Source organism: Pseudomonas sp. 2957 (assembly GCF_031456345.1).
Classification (GTDB): Bacteria; Pseudomonadota; Gammaproteobacteria; order Pseudomonadales; family Pseudomonadaceae; genus Aquipseudomonas; species Aquipseudomonas siliginis.
In genome coordinates this window covers 878,573-894,449 of the sequence record NZ_JAVDUL010000003.1, presented here as the reverse complement: position 1 = coordinate 894,449, position 15,877 = coordinate 878,573, and the positions used below count along the sequence as shown (strand labels likewise).

Below are 15,877 nucleotides of genomic sequence, written 5' to 3'. Positions count from 1 at the left end.
AGAGGACGACTAACCTGCGGTCGGATCATCATGACACAAGCCTTCGGCCAAACATAACCGAGACTCAATTGTGGCCATTATAGGGGCTGACGATTGGGACAATAGTCAGCGGTAGTTGTTCTGAATCTTTCGAAGTAGGACAATTGCCGGCTTCACGTCACCACCAGCGACCTTGAATGGCCTTCCTTGCACTCGGTATTAACCACAAGACTGCTTCAGTAGACGTCCGCGAGCGCGTGGCCTTTACCCCTGAGCAGCTGGTGGAGGCCTTGCAGCAGCTCTGCCGACTGACCGACAGCCGCGAAGCCGCGATCCTCTCCACCTGCAATCGCAGTGAGCTTTATATAGAACAGGATCAGCTGTCGGCCGATGTCGTGCTGCGCTGGCTGGCCGATTATCACCATCTGAGTCTCGACGAGCTGCGCGCCAGTGCTTACGTGCATGAAGACGATGCGGCTGTTCGTCACATGATGCGCGTCGCCTCCGGGCTCGACTCGCTGGTGCTGGGCGAACCGCAGATTCTCGGTCAGATGAAATCGGCCTACGCCGTGGCCCGCGAGGCCGGCACCATCGGTCCGCTGCTGGGGCGGTTGTTTCAGGCGACGTTCAATGCCGCCAAGCAGGTGCGTACCGATACTGCGATTGGCGAGAACCCGGTGTCGGTGGCGTTTGCTGCGGTGAGCCTGGCGAAACAGATTTTCAGCGATCTGCAACGCAGCCAGGCGCTGCTGATCGGTGCCGGCGAGACGATTACGCTGGTCGCGCGCCATTTGCATGAGCTGGGGGTCAAGCGCATCGTCGTCGCCAACCGCACGCTCGAGCGCGCCAGTCAGTTGGCCGAGCAGTTCGGCGCTCACGCGGTGCTGCTCTCGGACATCCCGGCGGAGCTGGTGCGCAGCGACATCGTCATCAGTTCGACCGCCAGCCAGTTGCCGATCCTCGGCAAGGGTGCGGTGGAAAGTGCGCTGAAGCTGCGCAAGCACAAGCCGATCTTCATGGTCGACATCGCGGTACCACGAGATATCGAGCCAGAAGTCGGCGAGTTGGACGACGTTTACCTGTACAGCGTCGACGATCTCCACGAAGTGGTCGCCGAGAACCTCAAGAGCCGTCAGGGCGCTGCGCAAGCGGCGGAGGAGATGGTCTCGGTCGGCGCCGACGATTTCATGGTGCGCCTGCGCGAACTGGCGGCAGTCGATGTGCTCAAGGCCTATCGTCAACAGAGCGAGCGCTTGCGTGACGAGGAATTGCAAAAAGCCCTGCGTCTGCTGGCCAACGGCGGCAACGCCGAAGACGTGCTCGGGCAACTGGCCCGTGGCCTGACCAACAAACTCTTGCATGCGCCCAGCGTGCAATTGAAAAAGCTGTCTGCCGAAGGCCGCCTCGATGCGCTGGCCATGGCCCAGGAACTCTTTGCCCTTGAGGGCTCACCGGATAGTTTTTCGGATAAAAAACCGCAATGAAAGCGTCACTGCTCAACAAGCTGGACATTCTCCAGGACCGTTTCGAGGAACTGACCGCGCTGCTCGGCGACGGTGAAGTCATTGCCGATCAGGCCAAATTCCGCGCCTATTCCAAGGAGTACGCCGAACTCGAGCCGGTAGTGGCCGCCTATAAAAAGCTGCTCGGCGTACAAAGCGATCTTGAAGGCGCGCAGGCGCTGCTCAAGGACAACGACCCGGACATGCGCGAAATGGCCGTGGAAGAAGTTCGCGAAGCCAAGGAGTTGCTGGTCACGCTGGAATCCGATCTGCAGCGCATGTTGCTGCCTAAAGATCCGAATGACGGGCGCAACGTCTTCCTCGAAATCCGCGCCGGCACCGGTGGCGACGAGGCGGCGATCTTCTCCGGCGACCTGTTCCGCATGTACTCGCGTTATGCCGAGCGGCGTGGCTGGCGCGTCGAGATCCTCTCGGAAAACGAAGGCGAACACGGTGGCTATAAAGAAGTCATCGCGCGCATTGAAGGCGACAACGTTTACGGCAAGCTGAAATTCGAGTCCGGCGCGCACCGCGTTCAGCGCGTACCCGCCACCGAATCCCAGGGTCGGATCCACACCTCGGCGTGCACCGTGGCAGTGTTGCCGGAGCCGGACGAGCGCGAAGCGATCGAGATCAACCCGGCGGATCTGCGTGTCGATACTTACCGTTCCTCTGGCGCTGGTGGTCAGCACGTCAACACCACCGATTCGGCGATCCGCATCACCCACATCCCGACCGGCACCGTCGTCGAGTGTCAGGAAGAACGTTCCCAGCACAAGAACCGTGCCCGGGCGATGGCGTGGCTGTCGGCGAAACTCAACGATCAGCAGAACGCAGCGGCGGCCAACGCGATTGCCAGTGAGCGCAAGTTGCTGGTCGGCTCCGGTGATCGTTCCGAGCGCATCCGCACCTACAACTACGCTCAGGGCCGGGTCACCGACCATCGCGTCAACCTGACCCTGTATTCCCTGGATGAAATTCTCGCCGGTGGCGTTGAAGCCGTGATCGAGCCATTGCTGGCTGAATATCAGGCTGACCAACTCGCAGCGATAGGTGAATAAATGACCATCATCGCCAGCCTGTTGCGCGCTGCCGAGTTGCCGGACTCGCCCACAGCGCGTCTGGACGCTGAATTGCTTCTCGCCGCCGCACTGGGCAAGTCGCGCAGCTTCCTGCATACCTGGCCCGAGCGCATCGTGCCGAGCGAGGCTGCGCTGACCTTTGCCGAGTATTTGCAACGGCGGCGTAGCGGTGAACCGGTGGCCTACATTCTCGGCCAGCAGGGCTTTTGGAAGCTGGATCTGGAAGTCGCGCCGCACACGCTGATCCCGCGTCCTGACACCGAATTGCTGGTGGAGGCAGCCCTTGAGCTGCTGCCGGCAACTCCGGCCAAGGTTCTTGATCTGGGCACCGGCAGTGGCGCGATTGCTTTGGCCTTGGCCAGCGAACGGCCGGCGTGGAAAGTCACCGCCGTGGATCGTGTGCTTGAAGCTGTGGCCCTGGCCGAACGCAATCGCCAGCGTCTGCACCTGAACAACGCTACGGTGCTGAACAGCCATTGGTTCAGCGCACTTGCAGGCCAGCGCTTTCAACTGATCATCAGCAACCCGCCGTACATTGCCGCCGCCGATCCGCATCTGGTCGAAGGCGATGTACGCTTCGAACCGGCCAGTGCGCTGGTCGCCGGTGAAGATGGTCTCGATGATCTGCGCCTGATTGTTGCGCAGGCGCCGGATCATCTTGAAACCGGGGGCTGGCTGATGCTCGAACACGGCTATGATCAGGCCGAAGCCGTGCGTGATCTGCTGCTCACTCGTGGCTTTGAAGAAGTCCACAGCCGCACCGATCTGGGCGGCCATCAACGCATCAGTCTGGGGCGCCTGCCGTGCTGAATGATCAGGAATTGCTGCGCTACAGCCGGCAGATTCTGCTGCAACACATCGACATCGGCGGGCAGCTGAAGCTCAAGGCCAGCCGCGTGCTGATCGTCGGCCTTGGCGGCCTCGGCGCGCCGGTGGCGTTGTATCTGGCGGCAGCGGGCGTCGGCGAGTTGCATCTGGCGGATTTCGACACGGTCGATCTGACCAATCTGCAACGGCAGATCATTCACGACACCGACAGTGTCGGCATGTCCAAGGTCGACTCGGCGCTCAAGCGCCTGGGCGCGATCAATCCCGAGATTCAACTGGTCGCCCATCGCCAGGCGCTGGACGAGGATTCTCTCGGTGCAGCGGTGGCGGCGGTGGATCTGGTGCTCGATTGTTCGGACAACTTTTCCACGCGCGAGTCGGTTAACGCCGCTTGTGTTGCCGCGCGCAAGCCACTGGTCAGTGGCGCGGCGATTCGTCTGGAAGGGCAGTTGTCGGTGTTCGATCCACGGCGTGCCGACAGCCCTTGCTATCACTGCCTGTACGGTCACGGCAGCGAAGCCGAACTGACCTGCAGCGAGGCCGGCGTGGTCGGGCCACTGGTCGGTCTGGTTGGCAGCTTGCAGGCGCTGGAAGCGTTGAAGGTGCTGGTCGGCTTTGGTGAACCCTTGGTGGGGCGACTGTTGTTGATCGATGCCTTGGGCTCGCGCTTCCGTGAATTACGGGTCAAGCGTGATCCGGGTTGCAGCGTCTGTGGCCCGCGCCATGCGTGAAGCGCCGATCGGCGTGTTCGATTCCGGGGTCGGCGGCTTGTCGGTCCTCGGCGAAATCCAGCGCTTGCTGCCCAACGAATCGCTGCTTTATGTCGCCGATTGCGGGAACATTCCTTACGGCGAGAAAACCCCGGAATTCATCCGCGAGCGTTGCAGCGTGATGGCTGGGTTTTTTCGCGAGCAGGGGGCCAAAGCTTTGGTGCTGGCGTGCAATACCGCGACCGTAGCGGGGGTTGCCGATCTGCGTCGCGATTTCCCCGACTGGCCGATTGTCGGCATGGAACCGGCGGTCAAACCGGCCGCAGCGGCCACACGAAGCGGCGTGGTTGGCGTCCTGGCCACGACCGGCACGTTGCAGAGCGCGAAGTTTGCCGCGTTGCTGGATCGTTTCGCGGCTGACATAAAAGTCATCACCCAGCCCTGTCCGGGACTGGTCGAACTGATCGAAACGGGTGATTTGCACAGCGCCGAATTACGCACTTTATTGCAAGGTTACGTCGCTCCATTGCTGGCGCAAAACTGCGACACAATCATTCTTGGCTGCACCCATTATCCCTTCCTCAAGCCGTTACTCAGGTCGATGATCGCCGACGATGTCAGCCTGATCGATACCGGAGCTGCCGTGGCCCGGCAGTTGCAGCGCTTGCTCGCCGAGCGTGATCTGCTGGCGCAACGTCCGAGCCAGCCGGTGAAGTTCTGGACCAGCGGCGATCCGCAATCTCTCAGAAAAATCCTACCGTTGCTGGGCCAAACTGCGTCGAATGTGCAAAACTTCGACTTGTAAAAAAAATGTGAAATAACTAAAAAAACGCTGAACTTCTGACCAAGCGCGGATTTCTATAGCGACAGCAGCAACTAAAAACCAAACGATCGTTCCGGAAAAGGAAGTTTCAAAGTGAAGCGACTATTCTGCTTGGCCGCGATTGCGGCCGCACTGATGGGGCAAAGCATTACTGCACAAGCCGCTGGCGTTGAATTCGCCGTCGGCGGTACCAGCGATTCGACAATGACGTATCGCTTAGGCATGAATTTCGACTGGGACAAGAGCTGGCTGCAGAGCGACGTGGGTCGCCTGACCGGCTACTGGAGCGGTGCCTACACGTACTGGGAAGGTGACAAGACTTCCAGCAACAACAGCCTGTCGTTCTCGCCTGTATTCGTTTACGAGTTTGCCGGTCAGTCGGTCAAGCCATACGTGGAAGCGGGTATCGGCGTGGCGTTCTTCTCCAACACCGAATACGAAAGCAACAACCTGGGCGGCTCCTTCCAGTTTGAAGACCGCATCGGTGTCGGCCTGCGTTTCAACGGCGGCCACGAAGTCGGCATCCGCGCCACGCACTACTCCAACGCCGGCCTGTCCAGCGACAACGATGGTGTAGAAAGCTACGCGCTGCATTACACAATGCCGCTGTAATCCGCCTACGCGGAACCAACGTGGGAGCGAGCCTGCTCGCGAAAGCAGAGTGTCAGTCAATTCAAATGGTGGCTGACACACCGCCTTCGCGAGCAGGCTCGCTCCCACAGTTGTTTCTGCGCCGTCAAAGAAATCAGCGGTAGGCTGTAGCAATTCCCCGGCGCTCTTCGATGCACTCCGGCGCGCCCATTTCAAACTCGCGGCAAATCAGCGGGCGTCGTTCATAGATCGTGCACATCATGCTGTCGCGATCCAGCGCCGCGCACCAGCCGTCGTCCAGACGCAGCATCACTTCGCCGCCCCATTCATCGGTATCGATAAAGCGATCAGGCACGCCGGTGTCGGTGATCAGCATCACTTCGAGCTGGCAGCAGCACGCCGCACAGGTCGAGCAGGTGACCGCCGGTTCGGCGATTTGTGTGTGTGGGATGGTTTTCATCGGGGCAGTGTAAGGCAGTGATCGCGGTGGGTGTGAAAGCGCTGACGGACGCTCACGGCGCCAGACGCCGTGCCATCAAGTGCAACAGCGGGAACAGCCCTGCCCAGAGCAGTCCGATGACGATCAGCGTCGACACTTCGCCGTAAGGGAAATGCACGCCGGCCAAGCGTCCGCCACCGTAGTACGACAATGCCCCGCCCACCGCGCCAAGTCCGCTGGCCAGCCACCATGGCCGCGCGCTCCAGGCCAGGCAGTGGCGCAACGTGGTGGCGAGCAGTGCCCATAGCAGCATCAGCCACAGCGGAATCAGCGGCGAGGCGTCTGCAAAGCGGAACACGCCGAGATAACGCAGAACACTGTCCACCGCCGTGCCGACAATCACCACGCACAGTATCAAACGACCTTCCGCCGCCCAACTGCTGATCCAGCGCAGATGAATCACCAGCGCCGCCAGTGCCAGCAACAGCCATAAACTGTTGCCGCCGAGCACGCAGGCCAGCCAGCCGAGCTGAAACAGCACGGCATTGGCGATTCGCTCACGCATCGAAGCGTCCGAGCAGCGGCGCGGTCATCGCCGCCGGTTTGGCCAGCAGCAATTGCGCGGTGCCGATGGTGCGTTCGAGGAACCCGCCCTCGCAATAGCACAGGTAAAACTCCCACAAACGCAGGAAATAATCGTCGTAGCCCAGCTCGCTCAGGCGACCATGGGCGAGGCGAAAGTTCTCGTGCCACAGGCGCAGTGTCTTGGCGTAATGCAGGCCGAAATCTTCCATGTGCAGCAGGTTCATGTCGGTTTCGCGGCCGACCACATCGAGCATCTTGTGCACCGAGGGCAGGGCGCCGCCGGGGAAGATGTAGCGCTGGATGAAGTCTACGCTGCGCTTGGCCTGTTCGTAGCGTTGTTCGCGAATGGTGATCGCCTGGAGCAGCATCAGGCCGTTGCTTTTGAGCAACTGCGCGCATTGCTTGAAGTAGGTCGGCAGGAACCGATGGCCGACCGCCTCGATCATCTCGATCGACACCAGTTTGTCGTACTCGCCGCTGAGGTCGCGGTAGTCCTTGAGCAGCAGGGTGACGCGATCCTGCAAGCCGAGTTGTTCGATGCGCTTGGCAGTGAACGCGAACTGCTCTTTCGACAGCGTCGTGGTGGTCACGCGGCAACCGTAATGCTGTGCTGCGTAAAGGGCCATGCTGCCCCAACCGGTGCCGATTTCCAGCAGGTGGTCGCTGGGTTTGAGCGCGAGTTTCTGGCAGATGCGCTCGAGTTTGTTCAGTTGCGCCTGTTCCAGGGTGTCGCTCGGCGAAAGGAACTGGGCGGCGGAATACATCATGGTCGGGTCGAGAAACTGTTCGAACAGTTCATTGCCGAGGTCGTAGTGCGCGGCGATGTTTTTCTGCGAACCCTTGCGCGTGTTGCGATTGAGCCAGTGCAGCCCTTGTACGAAGGGCCGGCCCAGACGCGCCAGGCCACCTTCCATGGCGTCGAGTACATCGAGATTGCTGACGAACACGCGCACCACAGCAGTCAGGTCCGGCGAACTCCAATAGCCGTGGATGAATGCTTCGCCGGCGCCGATCGAGCCGCTACTGGCGACCATGCCCCACAGGGCCGGGTCGAGTACATGGACTTCGCCGAGCAGGGCGCTGCCCGGAGTGCCGAAAAGCATTTGTTCGCCATCCTCGACGACCATCAATTGTCCGTGTTTGAGCTGGGCCAATTGGCGCAACACGCCACGGCGCAGCAGCGAGCCGGTCAAACCGTTGGTGCTGAAGCGACCGAGCGGCAGGCTAGAGGATTTCATGGTGCGGCTCCTTCGGAGGCACAGTGGCGGTTTTAAAGCTGCCGTCGGCAGCCTGGTGAGGGAAGATCGGCGCGCGCTTGAGCAGCAGTCGCAGTGCTTGCCAATAAATCGCCAAAGCGGTTTTTGCGGTCATCCACGGGAAGCGCCGCAGATAGCGATGCAGGCTGCGACGATCGAGCGGTTCGCGGCGCAGATTCAGTGTGGCGTCGAACAGTTTCTCGTTGCCCTGCCAATCGGCCATGTGCACGCCAAGGCTTTGCGCAGCCGGGCTGAAGCTCATGCGGTATTCGAGGTCGCGGGGCAGAAACGGTGAAACGTGAAACGCCTTGGCTACAGCAAAATGTTGGTGGAAATCCACCAGACTGGTCGGCGTCTGCGCCGGCAACACGTAATGAAAACGCTCGCGCCATGGCGTATTGGTGACTTCACAAACGATCGCCGCCAGTTGTCCGTCGGCTTCATGGCAGTAGAAGAAGCTCACCGGATTGAACGACAGGCCCCAACTGCGCGGCTGAGTCAGCAGGCATACCGCGCCTTGTGGTTCATGACCGATGGCTGCACCGACCTGCTGACGCACGGCGTCGATCAGGCGCATGCCCTTGCCGGTGAAGGCTTTGAGGTAATCGGTTTCGCGAAACGAGAAGGGCGCGAAACGACTGCGCCCCGCCAGCGGCGACAAGGCCAGCACGGCGTCCTGTTCGCTCAGGTCGAGATAGAGCAGGCCAATGCGGTAGCGGAATTCGTGGCGGCGCGGCGAAAAACGTCGGTGGCCAATCATGCCGCTATACAGTGCGCTGTTCACAGGGTTTCACCGAACGCGGCGGCCACGCGCAAGCCGCTGACCACGCCATCTTCATGAAAGCCGTTGGCCCAGTAGGCGCCGCAATAATGCGTGTGCTGCTCGCCATCGAGTTCGCCCCAACGGTTTTGCGCGGCCGCTGCGGCGAGGGTGTATTGCGGGTGGGCGTAGGTATAGCGGGCCAGCACTTTATCCGGGCTGATGCCGGCAGTCTGGTTGAGGCTGACGCAGAACGTGGTGTCGCTTTCGATGCCCTGCAGGATGTTCATGTTGTAGGTGACCGCCGCGCGGGTATGGCCGGCGCCGCCGAGGCGATAGTTCCAGCTGGCCCAGGCCAGTTTGCGCGTCGGCAGCAGGCGCGTGTCGGTGTGCAGCACGACGTCGTTGTCGGCGTAGAGCAGGGCACCGAGAATCGAACGCTCGGCGTCGCTCGGGTTGGCCAACAGCCTCAGAGCCTGATCGCTGTGACAGGCGAACACCACCTTGTCGAAATGTTCGAGGCCGGCCGGGCTGTGGATAACCACACCATGCTGATTGCGCTCGACGCGGCTGACCGGGCAGGTCAGGCGAATCCTGTCGCTGAACGAAGCGGTCAGCGGCGCGACGTAGGCACTGGAACCGCCTTCGATGACCTGCCACTGCGGCCGATCACTGACCGACAACAGGCCATGATTCTTGAAAAAACGCAGGAAGAATTGCAGCGGGAAATTGAGCATTTCCGCCATTGGCATCGACCAGATCGCCGCGCCCATCGGCACGATGTAGTGCAGGATGAAGCGCTCGCCGTAGCCGCCGGCCTTGAGGTAATCATCGAGCGTGGTATCGGCGGCGATGCGCAGTTCCACCAGGTCGCGCTGCGCTTCTTTGTTGAAGCGCAGAATGTCGCGCAGCATGCCCCAGAACCCCGGCGACAACAGATTGCTGCGCTGGGCGAACAGGCTGTTGAGGTTGTTGCCGTTGTACTCCACGCCAGTGTCCGGGTCGGTTACCGAAAAGCTCATTTCGGTCGGCTTGAACGCCACGCCGAGCTGGTTGAGCAAGCGAATGAAGTTCGGGTAGGTCCAGTCGTTGAACACGATGAAACCGGTGTCGATGGCGAACGATTCCCCGGCCACGCTGACCGGTACGGTGTGGGTATGCCCGCCGACCCAGTCACTCGCTTCGAACACGGTGATGTCGTGGCGGCGGTTCAGCAGGTAGGCGCAGGTGAGCCCGGCGATACCACTGCCAATTACGGCGATTTTCATATCGGGTCCCGCTGCGGTGGGTTCTTGCGCACCATGCGTTTGCCGATCGCCAGCTGCGCGCGAGCGGGCAGCTTGGACAGCGGCCACAGCGCGGCCATGAACAGCCCCGGGAAGGCAATTTCCAGCGGACGGTCCTTGAGTTTGGCGAAGATGTGCCGCGCCGCTTTATCCGCAGGCCAGCTCAGCGGCATCGGGAAATCGTTCCTTTCGGTCAGCGGCGTTTCGACAAAACCCGGGCTGATGATGGTGACTTCAATGCCTTCATCCGCCAGATCGATGCGCAGCGATTCGAACAGGTAACGCAGCCCGGCCTTCGATGCGCCATAGGCTTCAGCCCGTGGCAGCGGCAGGTAAGTCACCGAGCTGGCCATGCCGACCAGATGCGGCGCGGTGCCTTTGCGCAGCAGCGGCAGGGCGGCTTCGATGCAGTAGCTGCTGGCGAGCAGATTGGTGCGCACCACATGCTCGATGATCGACGAATCGAACTGGCGTGCGTCGACATATTCACAGGTGCCAGCGTTGAGAATCACGCTGTCCAGCGATCCCCAGGCGTCGGCGATCTGCTCACCGATTTCGCGCACGGTCTGACTGTTGGTCAGATCGCCGGGCACCACCAGCACCTGGCCCGGGTAGCGCTGGGACAAAACCTTGAGCGGCGCGGCCGAGCGCGAGCTGACCGCCAGGTGTGCGCCGCTTTTCAGAATGTCCTCACACAAGGCTGCACCGATGCCACTGCTGGCGCCGGTCAACCAATACCGCCGTGGAGGTGTACGACTCATCCCATTCTCCTTTTCAGCCAGGCAATCACCCGGCCCAATATTGGCAAGTGTTCATACAGCAGCGCCCCGGCATCGAAATAATCCCGATGGCGATAAACCTTGTCGCGCCAGAGCAGGTGCGAGCAGCCACCGACCCTGATTTCCCGACCGTTGGCCAGGCGCGGATGGCGATAACTCATGACCCAGCGCAGGTAACCCTCACCTTCGCGGATCTGGTCGAAACCATGAAAATCGAAACGCAGATCGCTGACGTTGGCGTACAGCTCACTGAAGTAATCCCGCAGTTGTGCCAGGCCCTGAACTTCGTGCAGCGGATCGGTGAAATGAATGTCGTCGCTGTACAGCTCGCCGAGGCGATGCAGGTTGTCTTTGTTCAACCCGCAAAACTCGCGGGCGAAGCTGCGCAGGAATTCACTCATCGCTGCCGCCCACAGGCTGGCGCGACGGCAGGTTCTTGAACGCCGTCAGCGCACGCTCGCGTGAAGTGCTGAGATTAACGATCGGCGCCGGATAACCGGACACGCCGAACAGTCCTCCGGCTGCCGCCGGATTGTGCACTTCCTTCTTGTTGAGCCCGGCCAGTTCCGGCAACCAGTGCTTGATGAACACGCCTTCGGCATCGAATTTTTCCGACTGGCTCAACGGGTTGAAGATACGGAAGTACGGCGCCGAGTCGGTGCCGGTCGATGAGCTCCACTGCCAGCCACCGTTGTTGGCCGCCAGGTCGCCGTCGATCAGGTGGCGCATGAAAAAGCGTTCGCCCTCGCGCCAGTCGATCAGCAGGTTTTTGGTCAGGAACATCGCTACGACCATGCGCAGGCGATTGTGCATCCAGCCGGTTTCCAGCAGTTGACGCATCGCCGCGTCGATGATCGGCAGCCCAGTGCGTGCCTCTTGCCAGGCCTTGAGTTCTTCCGGCGCATCGCGCCAGGCCAGCGCTTCGGTTTCCGGGCGAAAGGCGCGATGCCGGGAGACACGTGGGTAGCCGACCAGAATATGTTTATAGAACTCGCGCCACAGCAGCTCGTTGATCCAGGTCACTGCGCCGACCTTGCCGCTTTCGAACTCGCCCTGATTGCTTTGCAGTGCAGCGTGCAGGCACTGGCGTGGCGAGATCACGCCGGCGGCAAGATACGCCGACAATTGGCTGGTGCCAGGTTTGGCCGGGAAATCGCGTTCACTGCGGTAGTAGTCGATCTGCGCGTCGGTGAAGGTATCGAGGCGGCGTCGCGCCTCTTGCTCGCCGGCCGGCCACAGGGCGCGCAGGGATTCGCTCGGTGTGGCGAAACCTTTTACCGCCTCCGGAATTGCATCGCTGGCGATATCCAGCGCGGCCTGCTTGCCGGGTGCCTTGACCAGTGCCGGCATCGAGCGATGCAGGCGTTCGTAGCAGACTTTGCGAAACTGACTGAACACCTGGAAGTAGGTGCCGGTCTTGGTCAGCACTGTGCCGGGTTTTAACAGCAACTGATCCAGGTAACTGTGGAATTCGATGCCTTCGGCTCGCAACGTTTCGGCCACGGTTTCATCACGGCGGCTTTCGTGAACGCCGTATTCCTCGTTGGCGTGCACCGCCTCGACCTTCAAATGCCGGCAGAGTTTGAGCAGCTCCGCCGGTGCCTGATCCCAGTGCGGTGCGCTGCGAATCAACAACGGGATGTTCAGCGCGCCGAGGCTCTGACTCAGTTCGCGCAGGTTGCGCAGCCAGAAATCCACTTTGCACGGCGCATCGTCGTGCTCCAGCCATTGCTGCGGACTCAACAGATACACCGCCACGGTCGGGCCGCGCGCTGCGGCGGCCGCGAGGGCTGTGTTGTCATGTAGGCGCAAGTCGCTGCGCAGCCAGATCAGTTGCATGTGATTAAACCCATCATCAAATCAATCCGCGCTCGAGCAGCGCCTGGTGTGCGGCAAGCGGATCTTCAGCCAGGAACAGATCGGCAGTCTGGGCGGTGCGTGCGGACAACTCGGTGTGGTGGATGTGCACCGTGGGGCCAGCAATCAAGGTCGGGCAATTGACGTTTGCCAACAGCTTGGGCAACTGCGCCAGTTGCATGGCTTTGCTCGAATACAGCAGCACGCCACGGGCTTGCAGATGCTCGACGGTCAGCGCCAGTTCACCGGCCGGCAGTGGCCAGTCGAACACTTGCACCGGGCAATCGGCACTGCTGATCAGCCATGCGCACAGCCACAGATGCGGCTCCAGCGGCAGGTCGGAATGATTGATCAACAGCAGCGGCGCCGAATGCAGCTGACGGTTGTTATGGTAGATGCGTGCGCCGAATTTGCTGCGCAACCAGGAAAAGAAAAACGTCCGTTCCATCTGCGCGCCGAACTGGCCCTGCCAGCGCTGTTCGAGCTCGGCCAGCAGCGGCATCAGCAATTGCTCGCACAACGTCCGTGGCGGATACAAGGCGATGGCCTGATTGACGCTGTCATCCAGCGCGCGCTCATTGAGTGAGGTGACCGCCGACAGCAACGTCTGATGCAGACGCTGCCAATCGTTTTCCACGGTTTCCGTGAAGGCCTGCGGCGCGTCGAGGAGAGGCTTGACCTGACTGACCGCAACGCCACGGTTGAGCCAGGTAAGGATGGCCATGATCCGCTGCACATGTTCAGCGCTATACAGTCGATGGCCCTTGGGCGTGCGCTGGGGCACCACCAACCCATAGCGACGTTCCCACGCGCGCAGGGTGATGGCGTTGACGCCCGTCTGCCGCGCGACTTCGCGAATCGGCAACCAGCCCTCGTCGAGGGCTTTCTTGAAGTCGGCGCCGAGGTCTTCCCGGGCGCTGCTGTCGGTTTTATCGTTCATTAGATCGCGTTTCGCAGACTGAGGTTTTCCGGATGCGGCTGCAGGTAAACCTGCTGCGCGATGTACGGGTCCGGATGGAGTCGAAAGTGATGTTTGAGCAGCGTCAACGGCACCACGAGCGGCACGATGCCCTGGCGGTACTGGCCGATGATCTGCTGCATTTCCTGTTTGTCTTCGGCGCTCAGCGATTGTTTCAAATAACCGCTGAGGTGCAGCAGCACGTTGCAATGGGTGCCGCGAGTGGCGCATTTCTTCAGCGCGGCCATCAGCTCGCTGAAATAGCGCGGGCCGAGTTCGGCGGGATCGCTGTCGGCCATGTTGCCGAGCATCTTGCCGAGGTTTTTGTATTGCAGCGGGTTGTGCGCCATCAGCAGGTACTTGTAGCGCGAATGGAACTCGGTAAGGGCGCGGCGGCTCAGACCCTCGGCGAGCACTTGCTGCCAGGCGCTGTAGGCCAGCACGCGGGTGATGAAGTTTTCCCGCAGCACCGGATCGTTGAGGCGTCCGGCTTCTTCCACCGGCAGATCCGGATGCTGTGCACAGAATGCCTGCGCATAGATCCCGCGTCCGCCACCATTCACTGGCGCGCCGTTGTCGTGATAGACCTTGACCCGTTCCAGCCCGCAGGAGGGCGACTGCTGCATGAAGATGTAGCCGGAAAGGTCCCGCAGCTCGGCGGCCATTTTCTCGCCGTACTCGGCCAGCGGCCTGGTTACGTTGATGGTCCGGTCAACGGTGCCGACTGCCTCGGGTTGTTCAGGGTCGCCGACCAGCCGAATCGGCTCACGGGGAATGCCCATGCCGATAGCAACTTCCGGGCACAGCGGGACGAAATCGAAATATTCGGTAAGGGTGCGGCTGCACAGCCGCGATTCCTTGTGCCCACCGTTGTAGCGCACTTCTTCGCCCAACAGGCAGGCGCTGATGGCGATCTTCGGCTTGGACAGGGAAGCAGTAGACATGAGCACCTCGAATCTATACCTGTACAGAGAGTTATTGCTGTACAACTTTTCCTCAGCATAGATCGATGGATGTACAAGTCAAATGATTTGTATAAGATTTTTGTGCGGCGTTGATCTGTGGGAGCGAGCCTGCTCGCGAAAGCGGTGGGTCAGCAAAGGAATTTGTATCTGATACAGCGCTTTCGCGAGCAGGCTCGCCACCACAAGGGAAATCTATTTCCAGCCGAGTAACCAGAGCTTGCTGTCTTTGAGCACCTGCCAATCCAGCCGCTCGCTACGCTGGGTCAGCACAGCCTGCAATTCAACTTCCAGCACCGTACCTTCCTCGTCGCGGATCAGTTCGGTGACCAGAAAATGTTTTTCGCGATTTTGCGGATGGGCTGCTGTCCACTTCGACAGCAGCAATTTGCGCGGGTTGATGCGATTCATTGCAGGTGTTCGTGCAAGCGACGTGCAGCCTCCTGACCACTGAGCCAGGCGCCTTCAACGCGGCCCGACAGGCACCAGTCGCCACAGGCGTACAGGCCCAGATCAACATCGGCAAGTGTGGTCCATTCATGGCCGGTAGCGGGGCGGGCGTAGAGCCAGCGGTGGGCGAGGCTGAAGGTCGGCGCAGGCATGGCGCTGTGCAGCAGTTCGGCGAACGCACCGTGCAAATGCTCGATCACGGCTTCCTTGGAGAGGTCGATGTGTTGCCGGCTCCAGGCGCTGGTTGCATGCAGCACCCACGTGTCGAGAGTGCTGTCGCGCCCGGGTTTGCTGCGGTTGCGCGCCAGCCAGTCGAGTGGGCTGTCCTGTACGAAGCAGCCTTCGATTGGCGTATCCAGCGGGGTTTCGAAGGCGAGAGCGACGGCCCAGGTCGGCTCCATTTTCACCCCGGCAGCGACGCCGGCAAGTTTCGGCGCGGCGGCGAGCAACGCGGTGGCTTGCGGTGCCGGTGTGGCGATCACCACATGGCTGAAGGGGCCGTGGGTGCAGCCATCGGCGTCCTGCAGATGCCAGTGTTCTTCACCGCGATAGACCTCGGTGATGCGGCAGGCAAACCGCACGTCCAGGCCATCGAGCAGGCCGCGGGTGATGGCGCTCATGCGCGGCGTGCCGACCCAGCGGGTCTGCTCGTCCGGCGACATGTTCAGTTGGCCGCCCTGGAAGGTGTACAGCTGCGGCGCCCACTCGGCGGCCCAGCCCCGGCTCTGCCAGCGCTGCACTTCGGTAACGAAGCGCCGGTCACGCGCGGTGAAATATTGAGCGCCCAAGTCCAGCGAGCCGGCGTCGCTGCGCTTGCTCGACATGCGCCCGCCGCTGCCGCGGCTTTTATCGAACAGTTGAACGGTATGCCCGGTCTCTGTCAGAGCCTGGGCGGCGGAGAGCCCGGCGATGCCGGTGCCGATGATTGCGATAGGTACAGTCATAGGGGCCTCGTTTACCTTTCTGTACAGACTACGCCGTCGATCAAACCTGTACAATTCTGTTTTTTGGTATAACTTCTAGCGTTCTC

The 15,877-nt window shown here is 61.1% G+C and carries 18 protein-coding genes; 6 read left to right on the top strand and 12 right to left on the bottom strand.

Features of this window, described 5'->3' with window-relative positions; genetic code table 11:
- Window positions 1-176: 176 nt before the first annotated feature.
- The 6 genes from hemA (at window position 177) to J2Y39_RS14480 (ending at window position 5,536) form a co-directional block, all read left to right on the top strand.
- Window positions 177-1,463, top strand: coding sequence for a glutamyl-tRNA reductase (hemA, locus tag J2Y39_RS14505; RefSeq protein ID WP_016773209.1), 1,287 nt, complete (start codon window positions 177-179; stop codon window positions 1,461-1,463).
- Window positions 1,460-2,542 (top strand): peptide chain release factor 1, encoded by a 1,083-nt coding sequence (gene prfA / locus J2Y39_RS14500; protein ID WP_016773210.1) that lies wholly within the window; start codon window positions 1,460-1,462, stop codon window positions 2,540-2,542. Before hemA ends, prfA begins: the two co-directional genes overlap by 4 nt.
- Window positions 2,543-3,373 carry a peptide chain release factor N(5)-glutamine methyltransferase gene (prmC, locus tag J2Y39_RS14495; RefSeq protein ID WP_041480004.1) on the top strand — a complete coding sequence of 277 codons (831 nt, stop codon included), beginning with the start codon at window positions 2,543-2,545 and terminating at the stop codon, window positions 3,371-3,373.
- On the top strand, window positions 3,367-4,122 hold the full coding sequence (locus J2Y39_RS14490; protein ID WP_252868283.1) for a molybdopterin-synthase adenylyltransferase MoeB: 756 nt from the start codon (window positions 3,367-3,369) through the stop codon (window positions 4,120-4,122). The genes prmC and J2Y39_RS14490 overlap by 7 nt, the downstream gene beginning before the upstream one ends.
- Complete coding sequence (gene murI / locus J2Y39_RS14485) at window positions 4,115-4,906, top strand: glutamate racemase (protein WP_150638776.1); 792 nt, start codon at window positions 4,115-4,117, stop codon at window positions 4,904-4,906. The genes J2Y39_RS14490 and murI overlap by 8 nt, the downstream gene beginning before the upstream one ends.
- Window positions 4,907-5,017: 111 nt before the next feature.
- Window positions 5,018-5,536 (top strand): acyloxyacyl hydrolase, encoded by a 519-nt coding sequence (locus tag J2Y39_RS14480; RefSeq protein ID WP_041480001.1) that lies wholly within the window; start codon window positions 5,018-5,020, stop codon window positions 5,534-5,536.
- Window positions 5,537-5,669: 133 nt separating this feature from the next.
- Here J2Y39_RS14480 and J2Y39_RS14475 read toward each other — a convergent pair whose 3' ends face one another.
- The 12 genes from J2Y39_RS14475 to J2Y39_RS14420 all read right to left on the bottom strand — a co-directional run bounded on the left by J2Y39_RS14475 (window position 5,670) and on the right by J2Y39_RS14420 (window position 15,791).
- Window positions 5,670-5,975: a YkgJ family cysteine cluster protein gene (locus J2Y39_RS14475; protein WP_024014290.1), complete on the bottom strand. Its 306-nt coding sequence runs from the start codon at window positions 5,973-5,975 to the stop codon at window positions 5,670-5,672.
- Window positions 5,976-6,027: 52 nt separating this feature from the next.
- Entirely contained in the window at window positions 6,028-6,519 is a 492-nt protein-coding gene (locus tag J2Y39_RS14470; RefSeq protein WP_041480000.1) for a DUF2878 domain-containing protein, read from the bottom strand.
- On the bottom strand, window positions 6,512-7,777 hold the full coding sequence (locus J2Y39_RS14465) for a cyclopropane-fatty-acyl-phospholipid synthase family protein (protein ID WP_236168897.1): 1,266 nt from the start codon (window positions 7,775-7,777) through the stop codon (window positions 6,512-6,514). Before J2Y39_RS14465 ends, J2Y39_RS14470 begins: the two co-directional genes overlap by 8 nt.
- Window positions 7,764-8,579 (bottom strand): DUF1365 domain-containing protein, encoded by an 816-nt coding sequence (locus tag J2Y39_RS14460; protein ID WP_310218357.1) that lies wholly within the window; start codon window positions 8,577-8,579, stop codon window positions 7,764-7,766. The genes J2Y39_RS14465 and J2Y39_RS14460 overlap by 14 nt, the downstream gene beginning before the upstream one ends.
- Entirely contained in the window at window positions 8,576-9,823 is a 1,248-nt protein-coding gene (locus J2Y39_RS14455; RefSeq protein WP_305381525.1) for an NAD(P)/FAD-dependent oxidoreductase, read from the bottom strand. Before J2Y39_RS14455 ends, J2Y39_RS14460 begins: the two co-directional genes overlap by 4 nt.
- On the bottom strand, window positions 9,820-10,602 hold the full coding sequence (locus J2Y39_RS14450; RefSeq protein WP_056790280.1) for an SDR family oxidoreductase: 783 nt from the start codon (window positions 10,600-10,602) through the stop codon (window positions 9,820-9,822). The genes J2Y39_RS14455 and J2Y39_RS14450 overlap by 4 nt, the downstream gene beginning before the upstream one ends.
- Window positions 10,599-11,021, bottom strand: coding sequence for a nuclear transport factor 2 family protein (locus J2Y39_RS14445; RefSeq protein ID WP_071173575.1), 423 nt, complete (start codon window positions 11,019-11,021; stop codon window positions 10,599-10,601). The genes J2Y39_RS14450 and J2Y39_RS14445 overlap by 4 nt, the downstream gene beginning before the upstream one ends.
- Window positions 11,014-12,459: a deoxyribodipyrimidine photo-lyase gene (gene phrB / locus J2Y39_RS14440; protein WP_310218352.1), complete on the bottom strand. Its 1,446-nt coding sequence runs from the start codon at window positions 12,457-12,459 to the stop codon at window positions 11,014-11,016. The genes J2Y39_RS14445 and phrB overlap by 8 nt, the downstream gene beginning before the upstream one ends.
- A gap of 16 nt (window positions 12,460-12,475) precedes the next feature.
- Window positions 12,476-13,417 (bottom strand): MerR family transcriptional regulator, encoded by a 942-nt coding sequence (locus tag J2Y39_RS14435; protein WP_016773222.1) that lies wholly within the window; start codon window positions 13,415-13,417, stop codon window positions 12,476-12,478.
- Window positions 13,417-14,379 carry a DUF523 and DUF1722 domain-containing protein gene (locus tag J2Y39_RS14430; protein ID WP_310218349.1) on the bottom strand — a complete coding sequence of 321 codons (963 nt, stop codon included), beginning with the start codon at window positions 14,377-14,379 and terminating at the stop codon, window positions 13,417-13,419. Before J2Y39_RS14430 ends, J2Y39_RS14435 begins: the two co-directional genes overlap by 1 nt.
- Before the next feature lie 213 nt (window positions 14,380-14,592).
- Window positions 14,593-14,808, bottom strand: a complete 216-nt coding sequence (locus tag J2Y39_RS14425; protein WP_016773224.1) for a TIGR02450 family Trp-rich protein — start codon at window positions 14,806-14,808, stop codon at window positions 14,593-14,595.
- Window positions 14,805-15,791 carry an NAD(P)/FAD-dependent oxidoreductase gene (locus J2Y39_RS14420; RefSeq protein ID WP_310218346.1) on the bottom strand — a complete coding sequence of 329 codons (987 nt, stop codon included), beginning with the start codon at window positions 15,789-15,791 and terminating at the stop codon, window positions 14,805-14,807. Before J2Y39_RS14420 ends, J2Y39_RS14425 begins: the two co-directional genes overlap by 4 nt.
- Window positions 15,792-15,877: the final 86 nt, after the last annotated feature.